This is a genomic window from Pantoea sp. EABMAA-21, from assembly GCF_030053335.1.
Lineage (GTDB): Bacteria > Pseudomonadota > Gammaproteobacteria > Enterobacterales > Enterobacteriaceae > Pantoea > Pantoea communis.
Genome location: NZ_JASGBX010000026.1, coordinates 1 through 25,022, shown reverse-complemented (window position 1 = coordinate 25,022; position 25,022 = coordinate 1). Strand labels below are relative to the sequence as shown.

The 25,022-nt window shown below is 53.9% G+C and carries 23 protein-coding genes; 9 read left to right on the top strand and 14 right to left on the bottom strand.

The features are described 5' to 3' along the window. Window positions 1-11: 11 nt before the first annotated feature. Window positions 12-947: a malate dehydrogenase gene (gene mdh, locus QMZ65_RS24185; protein WP_283216886.1), complete on the bottom strand. Its 936-nt coding sequence runs from the start codon at window positions 945-947 to the stop codon at window positions 12-14. Between the two features lie 420 nt (window positions 948-1,367). Here mdh and argR point away from each other — a divergent pair, with 420 nt between their 5' ends. From argR to yhcN (QMZ65_RS24165), 4 genes are all read left to right on the top strand, one after another. Then, window positions 1,368-1,838 (top strand): transcriptional regulator ArgR, encoded by a 471-nt coding sequence (gene argR, locus QMZ65_RS24180; RefSeq protein ID WP_034831131.1) that lies wholly within the window; start codon window positions 1,368-1,370, stop codon window positions 1,836-1,838. 490 nt (window positions 1,839-2,328) lie between these two features. Beyond that, the gene (yhcN, locus tag QMZ65_RS24175) at window positions 2,329-2,592 is read left to right on the top strand and encodes a peroxide/acid stress response protein YhcN (RefSeq protein WP_034831133.1); all 264 of its coding nucleotides are present in this window, start codon (window positions 2,329-2,331) and stop codon (window positions 2,590-2,592) included. A 90-nt stretch (window positions 2,593-2,682) separates the two neighbouring features. Further along, on the top strand, window positions 2,683-2,949 hold the full coding sequence (locus QMZ65_RS24170) for a YdgH/BhsA/McbA-like domain containing protein (protein ID WP_283216885.1): 267 nt from the start codon (window positions 2,683-2,685) through the stop codon (window positions 2,947-2,949). Window positions 2,950-3,055: 106 nt separating this feature from the next. After that, entirely contained in the window at window positions 3,056-3,322 is a 267-nt protein-coding gene (gene yhcN / locus QMZ65_RS24165) for a peroxide/acid stress response protein YhcN (RefSeq protein WP_038644381.1), read from the top strand. A gap of 59 nt (window positions 3,323-3,381) precedes the next feature. Here yhcN (QMZ65_RS24165) and QMZ65_RS24160 read toward each other — a convergent pair whose 3' ends face one another. The 5 genes from QMZ65_RS24160 to aaeX all read right to left on the bottom strand — a co-directional run bounded on the left by QMZ65_RS24160 (window position 3,382) and on the right by aaeX (window position 8,354). Then, window positions 3,382-3,651, bottom strand: coding sequence for a barstar family protein (locus QMZ65_RS24160; protein WP_034831139.1), 270 nt, complete (start codon window positions 3,649-3,651; stop codon window positions 3,382-3,384). Window positions 3,652-3,682: 31 nt separating this feature from the next. Then, window positions 3,683-5,137 carry an NAD-dependent succinate-semialdehyde dehydrogenase gene (locus QMZ65_RS24155; RefSeq protein ID WP_283216884.1) on the bottom strand — a complete coding sequence of 485 codons (1,455 nt, stop codon included), beginning with the start codon at window positions 5,135-5,137 and terminating at the stop codon, window positions 3,683-3,685. 111 nt (window positions 5,138-5,248) lie between these two features. Then, window positions 5,249-7,201 carry a p-hydroxybenzoic acid efflux pump subunit AaeB gene (gene aaeB, locus QMZ65_RS24150; protein ID WP_097119478.1) on the bottom strand — a complete coding sequence of 651 codons (1,953 nt, stop codon included), beginning with the start codon at window positions 7,199-7,201 and terminating at the stop codon, window positions 5,249-5,251. Window positions 7,202-7,212: 11 nt separating this feature from the next. Continuing rightward, window positions 7,213-8,142: a p-hydroxybenzoic acid efflux pump subunit AaeA gene (gene aaeA / locus QMZ65_RS24145; protein WP_058959562.1), complete on the bottom strand. Its 930-nt coding sequence runs from the start codon at window positions 8,140-8,142 to the stop codon at window positions 7,213-7,215. Between the two features lie 8 nt (window positions 8,143-8,150). Further along, window positions 8,151-8,354: a p-hydroxybenzoic acid efflux pump operon protein AaeX gene (gene aaeX / locus QMZ65_RS24140; RefSeq protein WP_021508145.1), complete on the bottom strand. Its 204-nt coding sequence runs from the start codon at window positions 8,352-8,354 to the stop codon at window positions 8,151-8,153. Window positions 8,355-8,612: 258 nt separating this feature from the next. On the opposite strand from aaeX, the gene aaeR reads away from it, so the two are divergent. Further along, window positions 8,613-9,530 carry an HTH-type transcriptional activator AaeR gene (gene aaeR / locus QMZ65_RS24135; RefSeq protein WP_283216883.1) on the top strand — a complete coding sequence of 306 codons (918 nt, stop codon included), beginning with the start codon at window positions 8,613-8,615 and terminating at the stop codon, window positions 9,528-9,530. Between the two features lie 242 nt (window positions 9,531-9,772). Here the strand turns inward: aaeR and tldD are convergent, their stop codons facing one another. The 8 genes from tldD to csrD all read right to left on the bottom strand — a co-directional run bounded on the left by tldD (window position 9,773) and on the right by csrD (window position 22,175). Beyond that, complete coding sequence (tldD, locus tag QMZ65_RS24130) at window positions 9,773-11,218, bottom strand: metalloprotease TldD (RefSeq protein ID WP_038644371.1); 1,446 nt, start codon at window positions 11,216-11,218, stop codon at window positions 9,773-9,775. Window positions 11,219-11,282: 64 nt separating this feature from the next. Next, window positions 11,283-15,101: an AsmA2 domain-containing protein YhdP gene (gene yhdP / locus QMZ65_RS24125; protein ID WP_283216882.1), complete on the bottom strand. Its 3,819-nt coding sequence runs from the start codon at window positions 15,099-15,101 to the stop codon at window positions 11,283-11,285. A 47-nt stretch (window positions 15,102-15,148) separates the two neighbouring features. Next, the gene (gene rng / locus QMZ65_RS24120; protein ID WP_097119476.1) at window positions 15,149-16,618 is read right to left on the bottom strand and encodes a ribonuclease G; all 1,470 of its coding nucleotides are present in this window, start codon (window positions 16,616-16,618) and stop codon (window positions 15,149-15,151) included. Beyond that, window positions 16,608-17,201: a Maf family protein gene (locus tag QMZ65_RS24115; RefSeq protein ID WP_283216881.1), complete on the bottom strand. Its 594-nt coding sequence runs from the start codon at window positions 17,199-17,201 to the stop codon at window positions 16,608-16,610. Before QMZ65_RS24115 ends, rng begins: the two co-directional genes overlap by 11 nt. An 8-nt stretch (window positions 17,202-17,209) precedes the next feature. Further along, window positions 17,210-17,698, bottom strand: coding sequence for a rod shape-determining protein MreD (mreD, locus tag QMZ65_RS24110; protein ID WP_283216880.1), 489 nt, complete (start codon window positions 17,696-17,698; stop codon window positions 17,210-17,212). Next, on the bottom strand, window positions 17,695-18,729 hold the full coding sequence (mreC, locus tag QMZ65_RS24105) for a rod shape-determining protein MreC (protein ID WP_034830877.1): 1,035 nt from the start codon (window positions 18,727-18,729) through the stop codon (window positions 17,695-17,697). Before mreC ends, mreD begins: the two co-directional genes overlap by 4 nt. Window positions 18,730-18,874: 145 nt before the next feature. After that, window positions 18,875-19,918, bottom strand: coding sequence for a rod shape-determining protein MreB (gene mreB / locus QMZ65_RS24100; protein ID WP_007891976.1), 1,044 nt, complete (start codon window positions 19,916-19,918; stop codon window positions 18,875-18,877). Window positions 19,919-20,228: 310 nt separating this feature from the next. Next, entirely contained in the window at window positions 20,229-22,175 is a 1,947-nt protein-coding gene (gene csrD / locus QMZ65_RS24095) for an RNase E specificity factor CsrD (RefSeq protein WP_160834438.1), read from the bottom strand. A 327-nt stretch (window positions 22,176-22,502) separates the two neighbouring features. Between csrD and msrP the strand changes: the two genes are divergently transcribed. The 4 genes from msrP to QMZ65_RS24075 all read left to right on the top strand — a co-directional run. Beyond that, window positions 22,503-23,507: a protein-methionine-sulfoxide reductase catalytic subunit MsrP gene (gene msrP / locus QMZ65_RS24090; RefSeq protein WP_283216879.1), complete on the top strand. Its 1,005-nt coding sequence runs from the start codon at window positions 22,503-22,505 to the stop codon at window positions 23,505-23,507. Continuing rightward, window positions 23,508-24,110 (top strand): protein-methionine-sulfoxide reductase heme-binding subunit MsrQ, encoded by a 603-nt coding sequence (gene msrQ / locus QMZ65_RS24085; protein WP_034831066.1) that lies wholly within the window; start codon window positions 23,508-23,510, stop codon window positions 24,108-24,110. Window positions 24,111-24,342: 232 nt separating this feature from the next. Then, window positions 24,343-24,795 carry a type II 3-dehydroquinate dehydratase gene (gene aroQ, locus QMZ65_RS24080; protein WP_058959566.1) on the top strand — a complete coding sequence of 151 codons (453 nt, stop codon included), beginning with the start codon at window positions 24,343-24,345 and terminating at the stop codon, window positions 24,793-24,795. 21 nt (window positions 24,796-24,816) lie between these two features. Next, a partial coding sequence (locus tag QMZ65_RS24075) for a DUF8684 domain-containing protein (RefSeq protein WP_502921546.1) occupies window positions 24,817-25,022 on the top strand: 206 nt, incomplete at its 3' end.

Genomic DNA, 25,022 nt, shown 5'->3' with positions numbered 1-25,022 from the left:
TCTGCTGAGCGTTACTTCACAAACTCTTCGCCCTGCGCGATATCTTTCTTCAGCGTATCCAGCATCCCGTTAAGCGCCTGCTGTTCAAACGCACTCAAAGAACCCAACGGGCGACGTTCCACGATACCGTTCTTGCCGATCAGCAGCGGCTGGGAGAAGAAGCGCGCATATTCGCCATCTCCCTCAACATAAGCACATTCGACCACGTTTGCTTCGCCATGCAGCGCACGCACCAGTGAGAGACCAAAGCGCGCAGCAGCCTGCCCCATGGACAAGGTCGCCGATCCACCACCGGCTTTCGCTTCCACCACTTCGGTGCCGGCGTTCTGAATACGCTTAGTGAGGTCAGCCACTTCCTGTTCGCTGAAGCTGATGCCTTTAACCTGCGACAGCAGCGGCAAAATTGTCACGCCTGAGTGCCCCCCCACCACCGGGACCTCGATCTCGGTGGGCTGCTTGCCTTTCAACGCTGCAACAAAGGTGTTGGCGCGGATAATGTCGAGGGTTGAGACACCAAACAGACGGTTCTTGTCATACACGCCGGCTTTCTTCAGCACTTCAGCCGCAATGGCCACCGTGGTGTTAACCGGATTAGTGATCACGCCAATCAGCGCTTTCGGCGCGGTGCTGGCAACCTGCTCGATCAGGTTACGTACAATGCCCGCGTTAACGTTAAACAGGTCGGCGCGATCCATGCCGGGTTTACGTGCCACACCCGCAGAAATCAGCACAATATCGGCTCCCTGCAGCGCAGGTGTCGCGTCTTCGCCACTAAACCCTTCCACCTTCACAGAGGTAGGAATATGGCTGAGATCAACCGCCACCCCGGGCGTGACCGGGGCTATATCATAAAGTGAGAGAGCGGAACCTGCGGGTAATTGAGTTTTGAGCAGCAGTGCGAGCGCCTGGCCAATACCACCGGCTGCACCGAGAACGGCAACTTTCATCCTGAACTCCTTATGAAGGTGGGGCAGAGATATGCCGAAAATCCATCAGGTTACGAGTTTAATCAACTTCTCAGGCGATAGCGACAAACCTGTCGCGCAATAACATGACGCCGCAATCGGCTCCCGAGACATCTCCACTTCAGAAGTCGCCTGAATGATACAATCGCAGCCAGAAGACAATGGACGGCAATGATCATCGATATAGTTGTTACCACTTCAATACTATAACAACATTGCAACCTTCGCTTTGCGCGTCAGCCCGCGATTTTGGCGCAACACAAAACTCTGCTATGATGCCTGTCCGCAGTTGATTAGCGCGATTCGCTCACTACGCTTATTGCATAAAAATTCATCTAAATGCATAATAATTTATCTGCTGCTGGCCTGTTGCCTGCTGCACCCCTCTTTTATTGGTAGCTTATGCGAAACCCATCAAAACAAGACGACTTGATCAAAGCGTTCAAAGCGTTATTAAAAGAAGAAAAATTCAGCTCTCAGGGCGAAATCGTACAGGCGCTGCAGGAAGACGGCTTCGAGAACATCAACCAGTCAAAAGTTTCTCGTATGCTGACAAAGTTTGGTGCCGTGCGCACCCGTAATGCCAAAATGGAAATGGTTTATTGTTTGCCAGCCGAACTTGGCGTGCCGACCACCACCAGCCCATTGAAGAATCTGGTGCTGGATATCGATTACAACGATGCCTTAGTGGTGATTCACACCAGCCCGGGTGCTGCGCAGCTGATTGCACGCCTGCTGGATTCACTCGGTAAAGCGGAAGGCATTCTCGGTACTATCGCGGGGGATGACACCATCTTTATTACCCCTGCGCGTAGTTTCTCCGTAAAACAGCTGCACGATGCCGTGCTGGTTTTATTCGAACAGGAACTATAAAACCCTGGTCTTAACCGGCAGATCATCTGCCGGTAACATCCTTCCTGATGATCCGTTACCCGCCACGCTTGTTACAAAATCCTTTTTTAATAATAAGTTATCGATATAGCTGCCGGTTCTGCATCCGAGAAAATATTGGTACGACCTTTTCCCCTTCTTAACCATTCGCGCTATTTTACACTGCTTTACATATTATGCTCAGTGGTTATAGCTTCTTATGGCGTATCAGCCAGCGGGATCGACCATGATCTTTCGCACGAAAAGATAATTTGATGCAGATCCTTGTTTTTACGAATAAATAACAGCCAATGGTTAAGAATCAACCGGTTTTAATAACTTCCAGTTCTAAAAAGGTGCCATAAGGATAAAGAATAACAACCAAACATTATTAGCCAGACATTAATTTCATGGGTGATTAGATCTATACTTGTTTTTGTGATGCAAATCACACGAAAGAAAAAGATAAAAACAGAAGACGAGGAAAAATACCATGAACGTTAAAACTACTATCGCAACCCTGAGTGTTCTATCTGCCCTGTCATTTGGTGCTTTTGCAGCAGATTCTATCAATGCCCAACAGGCAGCGAATCTGCAACCTGCCGGCACCATCAGTGTGAGCGGCGTGGGCGGTTCTCCGATGGATATCCATGAGCAGCTGAATGCAAAAGCCGATCAGGAAGGTGCTAAAGCCTACCGTGTGATCGAAGCGAATACCGGCGACAGCTATCACGCCACCGCTGAGCTTTATAAATAAGTTGACTGAACAAGACGCAGTGTGAACGGCGACCCGTTTGAGACGCATTTGCCTCTCTGGTTGCCAAACCCCATTTCAGGAGAGTGAATCATGAAAACCAAATTAGCTATCGCCATCGTAGGTCTGGCTTCCGTATTGTCCTTCGGTGCCAGTGCTGCCAGCCTGGTTTCTCACGAACAAGCCGAGCAACTGCAACCGTTGAATCAGACCATCAGCGTAAGCGGTGTTGACGGTGATCAGACCAACGTCCGTCAGGAACTGTCGCAGAAAGCCGATGCTCAGGGTGCCAGCCATTACCGCATCATTGAGAATAATCGTGGCGACACCTTCCACGTGACTGCAGAACTGTACAAATAAGATTACATCGAACGTCGGGCGCCTGAACGGCGCCAGACAATTGATCGACGACCCGCCTCACCCACCTTTTGCCGCAGGTTGTTGATTACAACGAGGAGAAAAAATCATGAAAATCAAAGCAACCATCGCAGCCGCCAGCCTCCTTTCCTTGTTTGCCTTTGGTGCATCAGCAGCCCAACTGGTAACGGATGAGCAGGCGCAAAATCTGCAACCTACCGGCAGCACTATCACCATCAGCGGTACCGGCGGTTCGCCAATGGATTACCGTTCTGAGCTTTCTCAGAAAGCCGATGCACAAGGTGCCAGTGCTTATAAAGTGATTGAAGCGAAAACCGGCGACAGCTATCACGTGACCGCCGAGCTGTATAAATAATTCCTCGTCAATTCTGACGAACCCTTTGGCCCCGCTCGCCGGGGCCCTTTTTCGGCTTGTCACTTCACATTAAAGCGGAGCTGGCCTTCCAGCTCCTCTTCTGCTTCATCAAACAGCAGGATTAATGCGCCATACCGGCGTTTCTGCCCTGTCCCCAGATTCACAAACTCAATTTCCAGCGGCAACGGCAACTGCTCCCCAAGTATCGCATCCCAGAGATCGTCAAGATCGCTGATGGCCAGATCCGCCAGCGCAAAACGATCGCTGAACTGGCGATAGAAATGGGCTTGATCGACGATTTCGTCAAAATCAAAACGCTCGGTTCTCATTGTGATTCCCTCTTGCAGGCAGGGCCGCCCGTCAGGCAAGCCCACCAATATGCAGCGCTTTCACTTCCAGGTACTCTTCCATTCCCAGCACCGATCCTTCACGTCCCAAACCGGACTCTTTTACACCGCCAAACGGTGCCAGTTCAGTGGATACGGCGCACTCATTAATGCCAATCATCCCGGCCTCCAGCGCCGACGAGACGCGGAACACCCGTTGCAGATTTTGCGTATAGAAATAGGCGGCTAATCCGTATTCCGTGTTATTGGCGCGCTGAATGACATCGGCTTCATCATCAAAGCGGAAGCAGGCGGCGACCGGACCAAAGGTCTCTTCCTGGGCCAGCTTCATCCCCTCATGCGCCTCGGCAATCACCGTCGGCTGCCAGAAGTTGCCTCCCAGCGGATGACGCTCGCCGCCAATCAGCAACTTACCGCCTTTGCTCAGCGCATCCTTAACGTGCTCTTCTACTTTTTCCAGCGCCGACTGCTCGATCAGCGGGCCGACTATCACGCCTTCCTCTACGCCATTACCCACTTTCAGCTTGCCCACGGCATCGGCCAGTTGATTGACGAAACGATCGTAGACCGCGTTGTGTATATAAAAGCGGTTAACGCTGACACAGACCTGGCCCGCATTGCGGAATTTGTTGGCTATTGCGCCCTGTACCGCCGCCTCAATATCCGCATCCTCAAACACGATATAGGGTGCATTGCCACCCAGCTCCATCGAGACTTTCTTCATGGTGTCCGCGGCATTGCGCATCAGCGTTTTGCCCACGGCGGTTGAACCGGTGAACGAGATTTTACGTACAGCCGGGCTCGACATAATGGCGTCGCTGATGGCATGAGTATCGCCCGCCACCGCATTCAATACGCCGTCGGGCACACCGGCTTCCTGCGCCAGCGCGGCTAACGCAAAGGCACACAGCGGAGTGTTATTGGCCGGTTTGATGATGCCAGTGCAGCCTGCTGCCAGCGCCGGGCCAAGCTTGCGTGTCAGCATCGCCATCGGGAAATTCCACGGCGTGATAGCCGCCACCACACCAATCGGTTCACGTGTTGCCAAAATGCGTGATCCGGGTTTTGCTGGCGGGATGATTTCGCCGTTGGCACGTTTAGCTTGCTCGGCAAACCATTGAATAAAGCTGGCGGCGTACTCGACTTCGCCTTCGGCTTCTTTCAGGGGTTTGCCCTGCTCGGCGGTCATCAGTTGCCCGAGCCAGCTTTTGTTCTCAATGATCAGTTGATACCAGCGATTAAGAATCTCCGCGCGCTGTTTCGCGGTTTTATCACGCCATGCCGGAAAAGCCTGCTGAGCGGCAGCGATGGCCCGCTCGGTTTCCGCCTTACCCGCGCGTGCGACTTTTGCCAGCACTTCGCCGGTTGCCGGATTAGTGACGTCAAAGGTGGCACTGGCGTTGTGCCACTGGCCCGCAGCGAAATAGCCGGTTTTGAACAGCGCGTGTTGTTGTAGAGAGGTGGACATTATTCTTCTCCTGCTAGTTTGCATCCTGTCAGGAAAGTATAGATGCCAATATCATCGGGTTTTGTGTCAGCGTGGGATCAAAAAGGCCGCTGCAACGTGCAGCGGCCGATTTCAGATTTGGATGAGGGTGTTTTGGTATTTATCCAGCATCAACGAGAGCCGTTTCACCGGTTCGGTAACGCTCTCCGGTGCCGAATAGTGATGGAGCTTTTCCTGATAAATCTCCAGTTCCTTCAACAAACGCTCAAAGTAGTAGCGCCGCTTGTCATCGCTGGTGGCTGAAATCACGCGATCGGCGGTGTATCGCAACTGACGGTGATAAGCCGAAAGCTCCGCGTTAACCGGCACTTCAGCATTACGCAGTCGCTGATGACCGATAATCAGCGTCAGCGCGATGCGGTATTTGTCGATATCGCCGGGGAACAGATTGAGCAGCAGGAACAGCTGCTGATAGAGCGCGGGCAGATGATTCTCGCGACGGCGCGCCTGATTGGTGGTCAAGGCCGCCACAGCCGCATACATAAAGCGATTCAGCAGTTTACGGCCGGTACGTGCTTTAGACTTATCGCGAATCAGCAGAATCACCATCATCGCCACAAAGCTGCCGATCCACTGGCCCAACGCATTATCGAGGAAGACGTTGAACTCGAATTTCATCGGATTATCCAGCACCAGCACATTGATGGTGCCAATCAACGCACCTAACGTACCAATCTGGCGTCGTTGCACGAAGATACCGCCGATAAACCCGAGTGCGCCAATCGCGATACACAACAACAACGCGCTTTGCTGGGTAGCTGGCAGGATATAGATGAAGTAGAGCATGCCGAGTGGTACGGCGAAGGCCATACCGTAGAAGAAGTCTTTCGCCATCATCAACGGATTCGGCATACGCATCGCCAGCGCGGTGATGACGGCCAGCATCACCATACAGCCACTGCCCGAAGTCCAGCCGGTATAGAGCCAAAACAGAGAGCCGAGCGCGGTCGCCACAAAGGTACGCACGCCGTTGATCATCGCATGATGGGTTTCCGCCGAACGTGCCTGAATCACCACTTCGCGCTGCAGGATACTCTCTTCCAGCGTGGTAATGCGGCTGTTACTGCGTACACCATTAATCAGCAGCAGATACTCTGTTGCTGCGCCGACCCAACTTGCCACCGTCATCGGCACATTTTTGTTGCTGACGCTGATCAAACGACGCATCACCTTCATACGCTTATGCACGTCATCGACGTTATGGACGTCTTTCTCAATCAGCAGGCGATACTGCGTCGGAATATAATCCGGACGAGCGTTTTGAATCAGGAAGGTTTCAGCGGCTTGCGTAATTAACGTCAGCGACAGCGTATTCAGCATCTGTAACCGGCGGCTGGTATTTTTCCAGCGCGAAGATTCCATCAGCAATTGGCTGCGCATGCCGTTGAGTGCCGTGGTGCGACGTACCAGCGCGCTCCAGGTGCGATCCACCTCGTCTTTATCCGCGTGGGCGACACACAATTGCAGCAGTTTGTAATGCGCCACCAGCAGCGAATCGACTTCAGCATCAATCACTTTTTTGATCGAGCGCGGCGAAAACAACATATCCGCAAGAATCGCACACAGAATGCCAATGACGATTTCACTGCAACGTTCAACGGCATATTGCGGTGCCAGCGTTAAGCCACCGCTGGCATCGGCGGTGACCACGATGATCAGCGCAGTGTAACCAGCCAAACCTAGCGCGTAGGAGTTCTCGACTTTGATCAGCGAGGAGAGCCAGACGCACATGCCCGCCCATAAACAGCACAGCAGCAGCATCACCACCGGTGCACGCACCGTGGCGATCATGATGGTGAGGGCGGCAATACAGCCAATAAACGTACCAATGATGCGCAGAATGCCGCGATAGCGCAGTGCGCCAGAATAGGGATCGCCCCCCGCAGCAAAGGCGGTACCACCAGCAACAATGCCGGCGGTCATCACCGCCCAACGCGGCGTTTCCAGATTAAAGTGAAAGCCAATCATCAGCGCCGCAACCAGCGCAAATGTCAGCTTCACCGGGAAACGCAAAAACTCAATCATAACGCCCTCGCTTAACCAAACTCGCGCAGGCGGTTAAAGAACTGCGTCAACGGCGAGACTTTGGTCTGGCGATCTTTATCACCGGTGATCACTACCGTGGCGGTAGTGCCCGCCGGGAAGCGGTTACCCGGTTGATCGTCAAGACGAATACGCACCGGTACGCGCTGTGCCAGTCGTACCCATTCGAGGTTGGAATCGATGGTCGCCATACCTTTGCTGTCCACGCTGCTGCTGCTGTTGGTCACGCCCGCCGCGATGCTGTCCACCGTGCCGCGCAATACGGTATTACTGCCCAACGGGGTGATTTCAGCGCGGAAGCCCGGACGCACGCCATCCAGCTTGGTCTCTTCCATATACGCCAGCACGTAGAATGAGTGCTGCTGTACCAATGCCACGGCAACGGAACCACGGGTGATGAACTCGCCCTGATAAACGTTCAGGTTAGTGACCCAGCCATCTGAAGGCGCTTTGATGGTGGTGCGATCCAGGTCGATCACCGCCAGATCGCGCGTTGCCACCGATTTTGCCAGCTGATGTTCGCTGGTTTGCAGATCGTTATTAGCCTGGTCGATGGCTTCACGCGACATGGCACTGGTGCCGAGTTGATTACGGCGCGCCGCTTCACGACGCTTTTCATTGACTAATGCCTGGTAATATTCGACATCCGCCTGGGCTTCATCCAGCGCTTTCTGATAGCGCGGGCGATCCACGACAAACAGCGTATCCCCCTGTTTCACCAGCTGGTTGTCGTGCACCGGCACGTCAGTGATAAGGCCGGTCACGTCTGGCGAGATCGCCACCACATCAGCGGAGAATTTGGCGTCACGCGTCCAGGGCGATTCGGTGTAGAACACCCAGGCGCGGAAGATGATCACGATTGCGATGATAACCAGCAGGATAGTAATCGCGTAACGCGCGATTTTTCTTATGAGCGCTTTCACTTAAAACCTCAGACGAATAGACGGGATACAAGGTAAAACACGCAGCAATACAACGCTGTGTTAAAAAGTGCCGGATGCCACACCAGGTCATAAATTCCGCTGGGCGTCAGCACGCGTTTCACCAGCCAGAACAGCGCCAGAGAAACCAGTAGTTCAATGAAGATGGGCGGAAAACTCAGCCCGAATACGACAAATACCGGAAGCACACTCATTACGGTTCCTTAGTTCGACCTTGCCGGATTGCACCGATACCTGCCCTCATGCCGCATGGCACGTCGGGTTGAGAATCAGGGGATGATTGGGAGACTGATGGCAACATTCAGGCCGCGTTGAGCTAATGATAGCGTATCATCGTGTAAACACAGCCGTGTTAAGGTGCGGTGAACAGACCCAGCGTGCGTATAGTAACGCGCATGACTATACGTTTTCTACATATTGTGAGCTAAATCACTTTTTAGCCAGAGTAAACAATGGAACGACTTAAAGGCATGTCCATTTTCGCCAAAGTGGTTGAATTAGGTTCTTATACCGCCGCGGCACGTCAGCTTCATCTTAGCGTTTCGTCAATCAGCCAAATTGTCGCCAAACTGGAAGATGAGTTGCAGGTCAAATTGTTAAATCGCAGTACGCGCAGTATTGGTCTGACCGAAGCAGGTAAGATCTACTATCAGGGCTGCCGCCGCATGCTGGCTGAAGCGTCTCAGGTGCACGAACAGCTTTATGCCTTTAATAATACGCCGATCGGTATTCTGCGTATCGGCTGCTCCTCCACTATGGCGCAAAACGTGTTGTCTGCAATGACCAGCGATATGCTGCGTGAATATCCTGGCCTGAGCGTCAATCTGGTTACCGGCATTCCCGCGCCAGATTTGATCGCTAACGGCTTGGATCTCGTAGTCCGCGTAGGCGCGTTGCAAGATTCAAACCTGTTCTCACGTCGACTGGGCGCGATGCCGATGGTGGTCTGTGCCGCAAAAAGTTATCTGGCACAGCATGGTACGCCAGACAAACCGGGTGAAATCGATAATTTTTCATGGCTGGAGTACAGCGTGCGCCCGGATAACACCTTTGAACTGGTCGCACCGGAAGGCCTGGTGACGCGATTGACGCCGCAGGGTCGCTTCGTCACCAATGATTCACAGACGCTGATTCGCTGGCTGAAAGCCGGTTGCGGCATCGCCTATGTCCCCCTGATGTGGGTGATAGATGAGATTAACGCCGGGGAGATCGATATTCTGTTCCCGCAATATCACTCAGAACCGCGTCCGGTGTATGCGCTCTATACCGAGAAAGACAAGATGCCGTTGAAGGTGCAGGTATGTATCGATTATCTGACCGAGTACTTTAAGCAGGTGGCGCAACAGTACCAGCAGCATCGTAAGAGTTAACGGTCTGGGCGCCATACAGGGTGTCCCTACGATGCGCGAAACGACTATTTGTAAGGTGCGCCATAGGGAAACTCAGACTGTTCGATAATCTGTAGAGTCCGCCATGCGAACATCAACTTACGGTCATTCGTAGAGGCCGCCGTGGAATCATCATACTCCACGGCCATTCGAAATGGTGCGTCATGGGGACATCAGACTTTACTGTCATTCGGAAGGTGCGCATTGATGCGCACCAGGAATGATTATGCAGTTCCGCCGACGGTGATTTTATCCAGCTTCAGGGTTGGCTGGCCGACGCCGACCGGCACACTCTGCCCCTCTTTACCGCACACGCCAACGCCTTTATCCAGCGCCAGATCGTTACCGACCATTGAGATCTGCTGCATCGCTTCAATACCGGAACCAATCAGCGTTGCACCTTTCACCGGCGTAGTGACTTTGCCGTTTTCAATCAGATAGGCTTCTGAGGTTGAGAACACAAACTTGCCCGAGGTGATATCTACCTGACCACCACCAAAGTTCGGCGCATAAATCCCGTACTCAACGCTGGAAATGATGTCCTGCGGCGTGGATTTACCCGCCAGCATATAGGTGTTGGTCATACGCGGCATCGGCAAGTGCGCATAGGATTCACGACGTCCGTTACCGGTTGGCGGTACGCCCATCAGACGCGCGTTAAGCTTGTCCTGCATATAGCCTTTGAGCACGCCGTTTTCGATCAGGACGTTATACTGGCCTGGCACGCCTTCATCATCCACTGCCAGTGAGCCGCGCAGGCCTTCGATAGTGCCATCGTCAACCACGGTGCAGAGTTCAGAGGCCACCAGTTGCCCCATTTTTCCGCTGAAGACCGACGTTTCACGACGATTGAAATCGCCTTCCAGACCATGACCGACTGCTTCATGCAGCAGCACGCCCGGCCAGCCAGCGCCCAATACCACCGGCAAGGTGCCCGCAGGCGCGGCCACGGCAGACAGGTTCACCAGCGCCAGACGCACCGCTTCACGCGCCCATGCATCGGCACGCACATCACCGTTTTCATCGGCATAGAAGAACTCATAACCGGTACGCGCGCCGCCGCCGCTGGAGCCGCGTTCACGTTTACCCTGATCTTCCACCTGCACGCTGATCGACAGACGCACCAGTGGGCGGATATCCGCAGCCAGCGTACCATCGGTCGCCGCCACCAGCACCTGCTCGTACACGCCAGTCAGGCTGGCATTGACTTCCTGCACGCGCGGATCGGCCGCACGTGCCACGGTATCAACACGATGCAGCAGTGCAATTTTGTCTTCGCGCGTCAGGCTGTCCAGCGGATTCACCGGCGCATATAGCGAACGGTTGATCACAGCTGAAAGTGTATGCGCTTTGCCATTGCCCTGCTCACGCACAATACTGCGCGCGGCTTCAGAAGACTGCCGGAGGGCGTTCAGGGTGATTTGGTCTGCGTAAGCGAAACCGGTTTTCTCACCACTGATAGCTCGCACACCGACACCCTGGTCGATGTGGTAAGAACCATCTTTAATGATTTTGTCTTCCAGCACCCAGGATTCATGGAAACTGGACTGGAAGTAGAGGTCGGCATAATCCAGACGACGTTCTGAAAGCTGCCCTAACAGGGAAAAAAGGTCCTGCTGATTAATGCTGTTCGCAGCTAGTAACTGCTCACTTACCAGATTCAGAGTCATCGTTTCTCACTCATTATGTGCTCGGATAGTCATAGCCTGCGGCAATTCCCCGACGGCGTCAAATTCACTTCTTGTCGTCTTCGCGCGGTTTGCGCAGCACTTCATTGATTTCCGGTTTATCCAACGGTCCGCTAATGTGATAACGCAGTAGCGAGATCTTATTCCACAGCGGGCCCAATACTTTACTGGCGGCAAATACGGCGGCCCCGATCACCGGGTTGACCACAAAGGCCGTTGCCACTCCCACCGAAGCGGAGATCTCAGGGGCAACGACCGCTTCCATATCAATCTGGCGTTTTGCCAGGTCGATCTGCCCCTGCATGGCGATATCCGCTTCAAGGCCATCAACCAGCAGGTTATCCGTGTGCATCACACCGTTTTCGATCCACGCCGTGCCGTTAATTGAATCGAAATAGAAGCCTTCACTGAAGGTGTCACTGAAATCGAAGCGCAGCTTGCGCAGCAAGGCGTCAAAACTCATCAGGCGCAACAACTGCCCCGCACGCCCGGTGTTCACATCCGCAATCTGGCCTTTGCCAAAATGGGTTTTCAGCGTACCGCTCAACGTTTCCGCTGAAGGCTGCCACGGGGCGGAACGCCAGTGCAGGTCATAATCCACGTTAAACGGCGCGTCACGAAGTGGGGTATTCATCCCAAACCAGTTAACGGCATCATTAATGTTTTTACCGCTCAGACTGCCTTTTAATGAGGTACGCTGATTGCCCGGCTTATTGACCCATTCTCCGTTGATCTTCAGCTTTGCACTGCCGGAATCCACGCTACCGTTAGTAAGTGCTAACGTATCTCCCTGCGGCTGTAATCTGGCCTGCATATGTCCAAACTTCTGCCCGCGCAGCCAGCACTCATCACAGTTTAGCTGCATCGCTGGCCAGCTACTGAAGTCTACTGTGCTGCTGTTGTCACCCAACGGCGAGGCGTTGTTGTCGCTGCTGTTCGCCCATTCTGGATTGTAGTAAAGATAGCTAAGGTCGATTTGCCATGGCGCATGCTGTGCGGTTTGCAAACTGCCTCGCGCTTCGCGGCTTTCCAGCTGGAGTTGTGTGTTGCCGGTCGGCCCTTGCGTGACGGTGGCATTAACGTCATGCCACTGCTGGCCACCGAGCATAAGTACCGGTGTCCGCAGAGTTACATCGCCTGGTAACAGCGCGCCGCCGACTTCCGTTTCGCCCTGAGCATTACGCGAACCACTGCTTCCCGCCAGCAGCCCCATCCAGGCTTCACCATCCAGCGGCGGTAAATTGAGTTCCATCCCGCGTTTTTCTGGCAGCTTCGGCGTGCTTTTCGCATCGTTGAGCCAGATGCCGCGATCCACGCGCAGCTGAGGTTCGAGAATCCAGCGGCTGTTAAAACGGTTATGCTCGCGCACGCTGCCGCTTAGCGTGAATCCTTTCAGATCACCGGTGGCGTTAATGGCGATGGGCATCGCTTCACCCGCCTGCTTATCCAGTGGCGAAGGTAAGTGACTACTTACTGTTTTTGCATCGCCCTGCAAATCGACTTTATAGGTCGCGCCCCCTTTGTGTGGCAGCGTGATGTCGACATTGCCCTGCCACGGCAGACTGCCGCTCAATTGACTGCTGACGCTGGTTGGCAACACTTTCAGTTTCGACGGCTGCCAGTCGCCCAGCAGCTTCACGTTGACACCGAAGTTGTCAGGGTTTTCGGTAGTGGTAAAACTGACGCCAGTGGGCTGACCAAACCAGTTGGCCTGCATCTCTTCACTTTCGAGGTTGCCGTTGTTGTAACGGAAACGTCCGGTGAGGTTTTCCAGCGTGGTGTTTAACGGCTTAATGTGCAGGCTGTTATTGTTCATCACAACATTACCGCTGGCATGTACCAATTCACCATCCAGCGGAATATCGAGATTCAATGAACCGCGCACATTGCCACCGATTTGCAACTGCTGCAGTGCCGCGCCCAACGTCGATTTCAGAGGCGTCTGTTCGAAGTAATCGGCAATCTGCTTGCCCTGACCGCTAAGATCGCCATTAATAATCAACTTCTCTTTGAGGTAGTCCGGGATCACCGCGCTGACGTTACGCGCATCCACTTCTCCCAATTTGGTTTTCTCGGCTTTCATCCACAGGCCGTCGTTAACAAAATCGAGGTCGATATCGAGGTTTTCCAGCGCGGGCCAACCGGGCTGGAACTGGAAGGTGGATTGACGCAGCGGCACCCATACTTCAAACATGCCGTCATTGTGCTTAAACGGGAACAGGCTGGGATTACCGGCGAACAACAGCGTGGCATTGTCCACCTTCCCGCCTTTGATCGACTCGCTGAGGAAATGGGTCAGATCATGGCCCATTAGCGGTTCCGGGAAGTAGCGCCAGGCATCACCCGCATCGGTGACGCGAATGCCCGCCAGAATATTCAGCTGTGGCGCTTTGCCGATATTTTGCTGATAGCGGAAATCACCGCGCGCCCACAGGGAACGTGCCTGAACATCAAGATTCTGACCGTCCAGCGTGAGGCCGCTGGCATCGCGCTGCCAGTTCAGTTTGCCAGTGATCTGTTGAATTTGCAGTGGCGCCTGGAACATGTCGCCATAAGGCACTTCCGCTTGTCCCATCGCCACATCCAACCGACCGTTACTCACGCTGCCGCTGGCGGTACCGTTTAGATTGCTGATCCCTGGCAACAGCTCCCAATGCTGCCACGCCAGGTTGCGCCATTTGGCTTGCAGGCGGGTTTGTTCGGGCTGATTGAGCGGAATATCCAGCGCCAGCGCATCGATGTTGCCGCGCGGCTGCAATGCACGCCAGTTATCCAGTAACGCAGGGGATAAGGGTTTGAACAGCGGCACCAACGGTGCCAGACGCTCCAGATCCAGTTGCGTGGCACGCACACGCACCTCCGCACCACTGTTGACGCCCAGCATCTGCTGGTCTTCCGGCTTCCACAGAAGTGAGAAGTGCCCCGGCGCCCAGGCGATGCCATCGGTGCTGAGTCGGGTTTGCGGGACGGACAAACTCCAGCCATTTTGGAAACGCGCCAGATGCGCGGTTAAGCCATCGACCTGCAGTTGGTGATCGCCCTGTTCGCCGCGCCAGCGTGCACCGCCTTTACTGAGCAACAGGTCACCGGCGTAGACATCGCCATCACGCAGATTCACCCATGCCGCCAGGCTGAAACGGGCACTTTCGAGGCTGGTGTTGTCGCGCAGCCACGGACCGATCCACGGACGCACATCGACGTCATCCGCTTGCATCCAGATGCGGCCATCGTTGAGTAATCCGTTGGTATCGTTGAGATCGAGTCGCACCTGCACTACACCATGCTGACCGGTAAAGCTGGAGAGATTGACTTCCCCTTCCGCACGGTGACGCGTGCTTTCGTTGAGCCAGGTCAGGCGCGGAATCGCCAGCTCAGCGTGCTGGCCAGAGGGCGTGAGAAAACGGATGCTGCTATCACGCAGATCAAAGTGGTCAAACTGGCGCAGGAACAGATCGTTGATTTGCGCCGGCTTAAAGCTATTTTTTTGTTGATCGCTGGTGAGCAGCGGATGATTGGTTTCGAGACGCAGTTGCCAGAAGGTAAGATCACGGAACTGCCAGCGCCAGTGCAGCAGCGATTGCCATACGTTAAGCGCCAGATTTACGCGGCCAATGGTGAGTTTGCCATCTTCAGGCATCACAACGTTGAGATTACGCACCTGCAGGGTTGGGCCGAAGTTCTCCCATTTACCCTGCAGCTCGCTGGCATCCACCGTCACTCCGCTGACGCGTGAAATCGTCTGCAGTATGTCGCTGCGATAGCTGTTGAGATGCGGCATCACGAGGCGCAACCCGCTGACTAGCAGCGCCACAATAACGATGATTGCGGCGAGCAGCAGTAACAAAATCCTCGGCAACCGCCTCACACACCTCTCCTTGCTTCCCGTTGAATAACGGCGTTCAGCCTCACGACTTACATCATGACGACGTCAAACTGCTCCTGAGTATAGAGCGGCTCAACATGGACTTTAACCTGCTTACCGACAAAGATTTCCACTTCAGCCAGCGCATGTGACTCTTCGCTTTTTAATGCTTCACCCACCGCCGGGGAAACGTAAACGAGGAAGCGATCCGAATCATAAGCATGATGCACACGCACGATTTCGCGCATGATTTCGTAGCAGACCGTTTCCACCGTTTTCAGCGTGCCGCGCCCTTTGCACACCGGGCAATCGGCACAGAGCACATGTTCAATACTTTCCCGCGTGCGTTTGCGCGTCATTTCCACCAGACCGAGCGCTGAGAAACCGTTGATACCGGTTTTCACTCGATCTTTGCTTAGCGCACTTTCCAGCGAATGCAGTACGCGGCGACGATGGTCGTCATTACTCATATCGATAAAATCGATGATGATAATGCCGCCCAAATTGCGCAGACGCAGTTGGCGAGCAATCGCCTGTGTGGCTTCAATGTTGGTGTTGAAGATGGTTTCGTCGAGATTACGATGCCCAACAAATGCACCGGTATTAATATCGACGGTGGTCATGGCTTCGGTTTGATCGATGATCAGATAGCCGCCCGACTTGAGTTCAACCTTGCGCTCCAGTGAGCGCTGGATTTCATTCTCAACATCAAACAGATCGAAGATTGGCTGTTTGCCGCTGTACAGCTCCAGCTTGCTGGCCATTTCCGGGATATATTCGCCGGTAAATTCCACCAGCAGATCGCAGGTCAGACGTGAATCAACGCGAATGCGATCCAGCGCTGCGCCGGCAAAGTCGCGCAGCACGCGCTGTGCCAACGCTAATTCACCGTACAGCAGACAGCGCGTCTGATTACGTTTTTTGCGCTCGCTGACTTTGGTCCACAGACGCTTGAGGAAGGCGGCATCCTGCGCCAGATCTTCCTCACAGATGCCTTCGGCAGCAGTACGAATAATAAAGCCGCCGAGATCGTCACAGTAGGCCGCCACGACGGCTTTCAGGCGATCACGTTCGGCTTCGCTTTCAATGCGTTGTGATACTCCAACGTGTGATGCACCTGGCATAAACACCAGATAACGAGAAGGCAACGTAATATCAGTGGTGAGTCGTGCACCTTTGGTGCCGAGCGGATCTTTCACCACCTGTACCACCAGATCCTGGCCGGGACGCACCAGCTCGCTGATATCGCGTACGACAAAGTTTTTCTTCTCATCACCCGCCACGCATTCGGTGTGCGGCATGATGTCAGAAGCGTGCAGGAAGGCGGCTTTATCCATGCCGATATCGACAAACGCAGCCTGCATACCGGGCAACACGCGGCTGATGCGACCTTTATAGATATTCCCCACGATACCGCGCCGTGCTTCGCGCTCGATGTGGATTTCCTGCAAAATGCCGCCATCAATATAGGCGACACGGGTTTCAGAAGGTGTAACGTTAACCAGCAGCTCAGCCGTCATCTTGTCCCCTTAACGCACGCAGTGACTGAAAGTGGCTCAGCAACTCATTGGTTTCAACCAGCGGTAATCCCACTACGGCGTGATAGCTTCCATTAATCTTGCGGACAAAATTGCCGCCCAGACCCTGTATTCCGTACGCGCCGGCTTTGTCCATCGGCTCGCCGCTAGCAATATAGTGCGAGATTTCTTCTGCCGTGATATTGCGGAATGTCACGTCAGTGGTGACAAGGCAATCCAGCTCGCGTGCACTGTCAGCCAGCGCGACGGCGGTCATCACCAGATGCGTTTGCCCGGAGAGTTGACTCAACATCTGCGCTGCGTGTGCAGCATCGCGCGGCTTTTCCAGCACGTCATTGTTGAGTACCACGATGGTATCTGCACCCAGCACCGGTAAATCCTGCGGCGCGACCGCCACGCCAGCTCGCGCTTTGTCCAAAGCCAGACGGCGAACATACACTTCCGCCGCTTCTTCTGGCTGGCGCTGCTCTTCAACGTCCGTAATCAGACGTTCAAACTGCAGACCCAATTGCGTGAGCAGTTCACGTCGACGCGGTGAACCGGATGCGAGATACAGGCTTATCATAGTCTTCCTTACTGAACAGCGAACTGTCGGCGAATCTTTCTCATTAATAAGAATAGCCAGGGCCATAGAATGCCGTCGACCAGACTGCTCCAGAAGATTTCCGGGCGAAATGAGACGTTGATGACCAGGAATTCAGCCCAGAAAACAATGACATCCACCGCGAGCGACAGCACCATAACCATTAATGCCTGCTGCCACAACGCCAGATTTCGGAATAGCTGAAATTTGAAGGCCACCAGATACGCGATGATGCTGAACGCCAGCGCGCGCACCCCCAGCGTCGAACCGGCCACCAGGTCCATCACGGCCCCTAAAAAGAAGCCTGTACCAACATTAACCCGGTGCGGTAATGCCAGAACCCAGTAAACCAGGATCAACAAAAGCCATGAAGGCCGGAACATGTAGATTTGTTCCGGCCAGGGCATGATTTGCAGAATGAGGGCAATCAGAAAGGACAGCCAGATAACCCATCGGCCCTGGCTGCGATATCGACTCAAGGCTGGCCTCCGCGTGTGTTCGCTGGGATCCCTTGCGAACGACTGCTGTTAGCGGGTGCCGGCGGCCCCATTTGCTGCGTAGGCTGCATCATATCCGGTGCCGGTGGGCCCATTTCGCCTGCTGGCGGCAAGACCTGCGGCATCATCTGCATCAGACGCTCATTCGCCACGCGGTGAACTTCATCTGGTGCCATTGGCATGTCGCCATTCTTATCCGCGCCCCACAACAGCAGCAGGTAACGCAGACGTTGCAGGCCAGCCGTCGGATGCGCCTGAATCACGGTGTAGGCACGTTGGGTATCGACTTTCACGGAAGAGACCACGCCAACCGGGTAGCCTTCAGGGAAACGCCCGCCGAGACCTGACGTCACCAGCACATCGCCGACACGAATGTCGGTGTTGCCCGGCAGATGTTCCAGCTGCAAATCTTCACTGCAGCCGTTACCCGCCGCAATCACGCGAATATCATTACGTAACACCTGAATCGGCAACGCATGCGAAGCATCACAAATCAGCAGTACACGGCTGGTCACCTGACCCACAGCCACCACCTGACCCACTACACCTTTATCACTGATCACCGGCTGGCCTTCGTAAACACCGTTTACGCTGCCTTTATCGATAACCACCTGATCGGTATACGGATCGGTGCCGGTTGAAATCACCTGGGTCACCATCTTGTGCTCATCCTGACGCAGCGGCGAGCCGAGCAGCTCACGCAGACGTGCGTTTTCCTGCTTGTATTGCCCCAGCATCAGCAGGTCACTATTTTTCAGGAAGAGCTCACGGCGCAGCGCTTTGTTTTCCAGCTCGAGCTGCTGGCGTGAAGCCAGCGTTTCTGAGACGCCGTCAAGAAGCTGTCGCGGCCCATTGGCCAGAAAATAAAATGGACTTACCGACGTGTCCAGGTAGTTGCGGATCTGGGAGAAGGAGCTCACGCGGCTGTCTGCGATAATAATCGCGATAGCCACAATGACTGCCAGAAAGAGACGCAACTGCAGGGAAGGCCCCCTGCTAAAAATCGGCTTCATAAATTCTGCGTGTTCCTCGACATCAGGGAAGAAGCGCCAGTCTTATGACTAACGCCTCCAGGGCTGGACGCATCTCGCCGTCGTGCGCAGCGTCGATAGGCGCGACTCCCTGCGCAATTTGACCACGGTCTCAGCCGATGAGGATTTACTCCTCGCTGAACAAATCGCCGCCGTGCATGTCGATCATTTCCAACGCTTTACCACCGCCGCGCGCGACGCAGGTCAGCGGGTCTTCTGCAACGACAACCGGAATACCGGTTTCTTCCATCAGCAGACGATCCAGATTGCGCAGCAATGCGCCACCACCGGTCAGCACCATGCCGCGCTCGGAGATATCAGAAGCCAGTTCTGGTGGGCACTGTTCCAGCGCGACCATCACTGCACTCACGATACCCGTCAACGGCTCTTGCAGCGCTTCGAGGATTTCATTGGAGTTCAGGGTAAAACCACGCGGTACACCTTCAGCCAGGTTACGACCACGTACTTCAATTTCGTGTACTTCATCACCCGGATAGGCAGAACCAATGCCGTGCTTGATACGTTCCGCAGTGGCTTCACCAATCAGTGAACCGTAGTTGCGGCGCACATAGTTAATGATAGCTTCATCGAAGCGGTCACCACCGATACGTACAGAAGAAGAGTAGACCACGCCGTTCAGGGAGATAACGGCCACTTCAGTGGTACCACCACCGATATCCACCACCATCGAACCGGTTGCTTCAGATACCGGCAGGCCTGCACCAATTGCGGCAGCCATCGGCTCTTCAATCAGAAACACTTCGCGCGCGCCTGCACCTTGTGCAGATTCACGAATAGCACGGCGCTCAACCTGAGTGGCGCCAACCGGTACGCAGACCAGCACACGTGGGCTTGGACGCATAAAGCTGTTGCTGTGCACTTGCTTAATGAAGTGCTGGAGCATTTTTTCAGTCACGAAGAAATCGGCGATCACGCCATCTTTCATAGGACGGATGGCCGCGATGTTGCCTGGAGTACGACCCAGCATCTGCTTGGCGTCATGACCTACGGCCGCAACGCTCTTTGGCGAACCGGCACGATCCTGACGAATGGCAACCACGGAAGGCTCGTTCAGCACGATGCCTTGTCCTTTTACGTAAATCAGGGTATTCGCGGTACCTAGGTCAATGGACAAGTCATTGGAAAACATGCCACGAAATTTTTTAAACATACTAAGGGATAATCCTGCAAGCTGGGGGCGGAAAATAAAATCCGCCTACTTTACCAACCACGCGAAGCCGCTACAAGGCGCAAAAACGTTCTGCTTCGGTGAAAAAATACGCTGAATAATTTTTTGGGCCGATTCGCTTATCCCTGGCCGCCGTTAAATAGCGCTAAGCCGCCCTATTAAACGTAAATTCCCCCTTAATCACCGGGCGAATTTCGACATAAAATCTAACATTTCCAGCCATCATAAGCGCGGACGTAATTCACCAAAGGGCAGAAAAAGGCCCCTCAGCGCCACTTTACTGGCTGAAGACCTAAATTCGATAACGTTGTGAATGTTTTTTCACATTACTGTTCACCGGCAATGATGGCGCAAAGAAGTCGCCCTGCCCACCTGCCACGCCCAGATTCGCCAGCGTTTGCCACTCCGCGCGCGTGCGCACGCCCGCAGCAAAAACTTGTGTCGAGGTGGATTTGCACACTTCCAGTAAACTTTGCACAAATAACTGGTTTTCAGTACGACGTTCAATATTACGTACCAGCCCCGGATCGAGTTTGATCACTTCGATTGGGAACTGCTTGATATAAGCACTGCTCACCACGGTCATGCCCGCCTGATCCACCGCCACACGGCAACCAAACGCGGTCAACATTTGGAAAACCGGCACTAAGCGATTGATGTGTTGACAAACATCAGCCTCAGCAAGTTCAAATAAAAAACGTTTTCTTTGCGATTTTGTACATTGCAGCAAAAGCTTTTGCAGCCAGCGCTGAAATGGACGCTGTAATAAGGAGTCAATATTGACGGGTAACGCCAGCGTTTCATCAGGCCACACTTCAGAGAGTGCCGCGATTCGCGTCACCAGTTGGCGATCCCAACTGTCGGTCAAACCCAGTTGCAGCACCAGTGGCATAAACTCGGCCGACACCACTTCTTTGTCGCCATCGAACACGCGCGCCAGCATTTCACGGTGGTGCACTTTGCCATCCAGCAACACAGCCGGTTTTTGGTAAAGACGTGGGCCGCCGCGATTAAGCGTGTTTTCCAGCAGCGTTCGCCAGCGCACACTACCACGTCCCATGTCTAAGGTATTGCCTTCACCGACTGACCAACTGTTACCGCCCTGCAAGGCGGCACGACGGGTCGCCATCTCGACATTTTCCATCACCTGCGGCACGGTTTCTCCGCTGCGCCACGCGCTGATGCCAATGTGGATTAAATCATCGCGATCGACCATACGCATCGGCGGCAATGAGTCGACCGCGTTGATCAACTGATCGGCGATACTGTTGGCCTCTTTGAGCGTGCGGTGCGGCAATAACACTGCAAAATCGCTGCGGAAGTAGCGTGCCAGTAAAGCGCCTGGATATCGCAGAACAAATGTCGACAGCATATTAATCAGGTCAAACAGGTATTCATCCACCAGTGTTTGGCCCAGCGTTTCATGAAGCGTGTCGAGATCGGGCAGGCGCACCATCATCACCACGCCATGTGTGCCCACATCTTCCTGATCTTCCAGCAGCGTGGCTAACTGGTTATCGAAGAACAGGCGGTTATTCAGGCCGGTGCGTGAATCCTGTGCGGCAAACGTACGGATAAGCGTATCAATGCGCAAGCGCTGCTCGCCCGCTTCCTGAAGATCGTTAAGCAAAGTGTCAATGGCGCGACTGGCTTTTGGCGGCCATTCGGCATAATGGCCGACGTAGGGCACGCGCTCACCCGCCAGAATACGCTCGGAGCGAGCTTCTAAACGCTCCATGTGCTGCCAGCGACGATTGATCCAGCGATGCGTCATCACCAGTAAAGCCGACATAATCGCCACCACGCTGAGCAGGACAATCAGCGTATAGGCACCGGTAAAGGAACGGAACCAGGTTTTCGCAGGATCGAGTACCACTACACGCAGCTCAAGGCCGGGAGAGTGCACTAACGGAAGATCGAACTGAATAAAACGATTCGGCTCATCTTCGAGCATAGGATTTTCATGGCGAGCGAGTTGAAACACCACGGTATTGCCGTTATGCATCTCAATTTGTTCCGCATTGATCACCGGCATGATGCGCGTCAACCACTGCGTCAGTTCTTGTGGCGATTGCGTTGTCAGCGCTTTATCGACTTCGGTCGCTAGCGTATTGACGCGTGTTTCAACGCGCTGTTGCGATAGCCAGATAAAACTAAAAGCGCAGCCGACCAGCATCAATAACATTGCCAGTAAGCTTAATAATGTAATAAACGCAGAAAACTTAGTTGTTAATCGCATCCCTGTGCCTGTATCACTGCGGTTCTAAACGGTCGCCATCCGACGGCGCCAACCTGCTCATTGGCGTAAACCTGAGCAAAATAGCACAAAACATCGTCTGAATCAGCGCCAGACGCGCATCAAATTAGGCGGTGCGCCATGCTAATCGGACCTGCGGCGCGAGTATAGCCGCAAAGTGTGATGGCTTGCGTTTCACACGGACTTTTTCGTCCTATTCTCAACAGAGCCCGCTTGCCAGGAAATTTCATATTTTTCCGGGCAAAGTGGCGTGTCCAGCGCGAGTTGATCATGCTGAGTACAACACCACCTTTTTCGCCGGAGAATGCCATGAAGCTGAAGCAATACCTTACCGAATCCGACGTGACGCCCGAGAGCATCTTTAATATGCGCCGCCGTCAGGTGTTGAAAGCGCTGGGATTAGGCGCCGCTGCGGCAAGTTTACCCGGCGCGGCGCAGGCAGATGTGCTGAGCTGGTTTAAAGGCAATGACCGTCCACCTGCCCCCGCAGGTCGCGATCTGCAATTTACCAAACCCGCGCAGTATCAGGCCGATCTGCCGATGACACCGTTTGACAAGGTTTCTGGCTATAACAACTTTTATGAGTTTGGTCTGGATAAGGCCGATCCAGCTGCCAACGCCGGCACGCTGAAAACTGAGCCCTGGCAGTTGCGCATTGAAGGTGAAGTGGCGAAACCGATCACGCTGGATATGGACGACATCTTTAAACGTTTTGCCATGGAGCAGCGTATTTATCGCATGCGCTGTGTTGAAGCGTGGTCGATGGTGATCCCCTGGGTGGGCTTTGAGCTGAATAAATTACTCAAACTGGCTGAACCCACCAGCAATGCCCGCTTTGTCGCTTTTCAGACGTTATATGCTCCGGACCAGATGCCAGGTCAGAAAGATCGCTTTATTGGCGGTGGGCTGGATTATCCGTATGAGGAAGGGTTGCGTCTTGATGAAGCGATGCACCCTCTCACACTATTAAGCACCGGCGTGTACGGTAAAGCGCTGCCGCCACAGAATGGCGCCCCGATTCGCCTGACGGTGCCGTGGAAATACGGTTTCAAGGGCATCAAATCCATCGTTAAAATCACCCTGACGCGCGACCAGCCTCCTACCACATGGAACCAAATCGCCAATAACGAATATGGATTTTATGCCAACGTTAACCCCCATGTGAATCACCCGCGCTGGTCGCAGGCCACCGAGCGTTTTATTGGTTCCGGCGGCATTCTGAATGTCGAACGCCAGCCAACCCTGCTGTTTAACGGCTACGCTAAAGAGGTGGCTTCACTGTATCGCGGGCTCAATTTACGGGAGAATTACTGAGTGCGACTGACGTTACGCCATATCACCCTGTTAAAAGTGGTGCTGCATCTCGCGGCTTTCCTGCCGTTTGTGTATCTGTTTATGGCAGCCAGCCAGGGCTGGTTAAGTGCCGATCCGGCGAAAGATATCCAGCATTTTACCGGCAGAATGGCGTTAAAGTTGCTTCTGGCGACGCTGCTGGTGAGCCCACTCACGCGTTACCTGAAACAGCCTCTGCTGATTCGCACACGCCGCCTGCTCGGCGTGTGGTGTTTTGCCTGGGCATGTTTGCATTTGACCAGCTACTATCTGCTGGAACTGGGTTATAACCACCTGCAACTGCTGGGTAGTGAGATCGTTTCACGTCCTTATCTGTTACTGGGTATGATCTGCTGGCTGGTGCTGTTTGCCCTCGCCATCACCTCATTTCAACGTGCCCAACGTAAGCTTGGCCGTCGCTGGCAAACCCTGCACAACGGCATCTATCTTGTCGCGATCCTCGCACCTATCCACTATCTTTGGTCGGTGAAAGTCTTCTCCCCGCAGCCCTGGATTTATGCGCTGGTGGCTTTAGTGCTGTTAGGTTGGCGTTACAATAAGTTGCGTAAACTTCTGCATCGATAATCCCCGCATGGTTGTCTTCCTGCTGTGAAATCTGATAAAAGGTGTGGCTTTCGGGCCGCATCCGATCAACTTCGCAGATAAGACCAGTATTTTGCTGCGAATTGCGACGAAACGGATATAATGCCCGGCTTTATTGCAAGCGAAGTCGTCTTTTTCACTCACAGGAGTGACAAACGACAGATGTCGCGGTATTTTACGCGATGCCTTACTGATTGCAGGAGATAGCAGCAAGATGGCGCACGAATTTCACATACTGCTTTTAAACGGCCCCAACCTGAATTTGTTGGGAACGCGCGAGCCTGAGAAGTATGGGCACACCACGTTGGCAGAAATTGTCAGCGATTTGACCCAGCAGGCCGATCAGCACCATGTGAAATTGAGTCATTTGCAATCGAATGCAGAGTTTCAGTTGATTGATCGTATTCACGAGGCCCGTGGCAATGTGGATTACATCATCATCAACCCGGCTGCATTCACGCACACCAGCGTTGCACTGCGTGATGCCCTGTTGGCGGTTAGCATCCCTTTTATTGAGGTGCATCTCTCGAACGTGCATGCACGTGAGCCGTTCCGACATCACTCCTATCTTTCTGATGTATCTGCTGGCGTCATTTGTGGACTTGGCGCTGATGGATACTCATGGGCTTTACAAACGGCAGTAAAACGCCTGTCACATTCCAATTAAACAGAGTACGGAACCACACTCATGGATATTCGTAAAATTAAGAAACTGATCGAACTGGTAGAAGAGTCTGGCATCTCCGAGCTGGAAATCTCTGAAGGCGAAGAGTCAGTTCGTATCAGCCGTTCACCTGCGAACGCTGGCTATCCGGTCATGCAACAGGCTTATGCTGCGCCAGTGATGCAGCAGCCTGCGCTGGCGACCGCCGTTGCACCTGCAGCCGCTGCGCC

Bases quoted from the DNA above. Each gene is read 5' to 3' on its own strand.
- mdh (WP_283216886.1), bottom strand. From the start codon at position 947: ATGAAAGTTGCCGTTCTCGGTGCAGCCGGTGGTATTGGCCAGGCGCTC.
- argR (WP_034831131.1), top strand. From the start codon at position 1,368: ATGCGAAACCCATCAAAACAAGACGACTTGATCAAAGCGTTCAAAGCG.
- yhcN (WP_034831133.1), top strand. From the start codon at position 2,329: ATGAACGTTAAAACTACTATCGCAACCCTGAGTGTTCTATCTGCCCTG.
- QMZ65_RS24170 (WP_283216885.1), top strand. From the start codon at position 2,683: ATGAAAACCAAATTAGCTATCGCCATCGTAGGTCTGGCTTCCGTATTG.
- yhcN (WP_038644381.1), top strand. From the start codon at position 3,056: ATGAAAATCAAAGCAACCATCGCAGCCGCCAGCCTCCTTTCCTTGTTT.
- QMZ65_RS24160 (WP_034831139.1), bottom strand. From the start codon at position 3,651: ATGAGAACCGAGCGTTTTGATTTTGACGAAATCGTCGATCAAGCCCAT.
- QMZ65_RS24155 (WP_283216884.1), bottom strand. From the start codon at position 5,137: ATGTCCACCTCTCTACAACAACACGCGCTGTTCAAAACCGGCTATTTC.
- aaeB (WP_097119478.1), bottom strand. From the start codon at position 7,201: ATGATTGAGTTTTTGCGTTTCCCGGTGAAGCTGACATTTGCGCTGGTT.
- aaeX (WP_021508145.1), bottom strand. From the start codon at position 8,354: ATGAGTGTGCTTCCGGTATTTGTCGTATTCGGGCTGAGTTTTCCGCCC.
- aaeR (WP_283216883.1), top strand. From the start codon at position 8,613: ATGGAACGACTTAAAGGCATGTCCATTTTCGCCAAAGTGGTTGAATTA.
- tldD (WP_038644371.1), bottom strand. From the start codon at position 11,218: ATGACTCTGAATCTGGTAAGTGAGCAGTTACTAGCTGCGAACAGCATT.
- rng (WP_097119476.1), bottom strand. From the start codon at position 16,618: ATGACGGCTGAGCTGCTGGTTAACGTTACACCTTCTGAAACCCGTGTC.
- QMZ65_RS24115 (WP_283216881.1), bottom strand. From the start codon at position 17,201: ATGATAAGCCTGTATCTCGCATCCGGTTCACCGCGTCGACGTGAACTG.
- mreC (WP_034830877.1), bottom strand. From the start codon at position 18,729: ATGAAGCCGATTTTTAGCAGGGGGCCTTCCCTGCAGTTGCGTCTCTTT.
- mreB (WP_007891976.1), bottom strand. From the start codon at position 19,918: ATGTTTAAAAAATTTCGTGGCATGTTTTCCAATGACTTGTCCATTGAC.
- csrD (WP_160834438.1), bottom strand. From the start codon at position 22,175: ATGCGATTAACAACTAAGTTTTCTGCGTTTATTACATTATTAAGCTTA.
- msrP (WP_283216879.1), top strand. From the start codon at position 22,503: ATGAAGCTGAAGCAATACCTTACCGAATCCGACGTGACGCCCGAGAGC.
- aroQ (WP_058959566.1), top strand. From the start codon at position 24,343: ATGGCGCACGAATTTCACATACTGCTTTTAAACGGCCCCAACCTGAAT.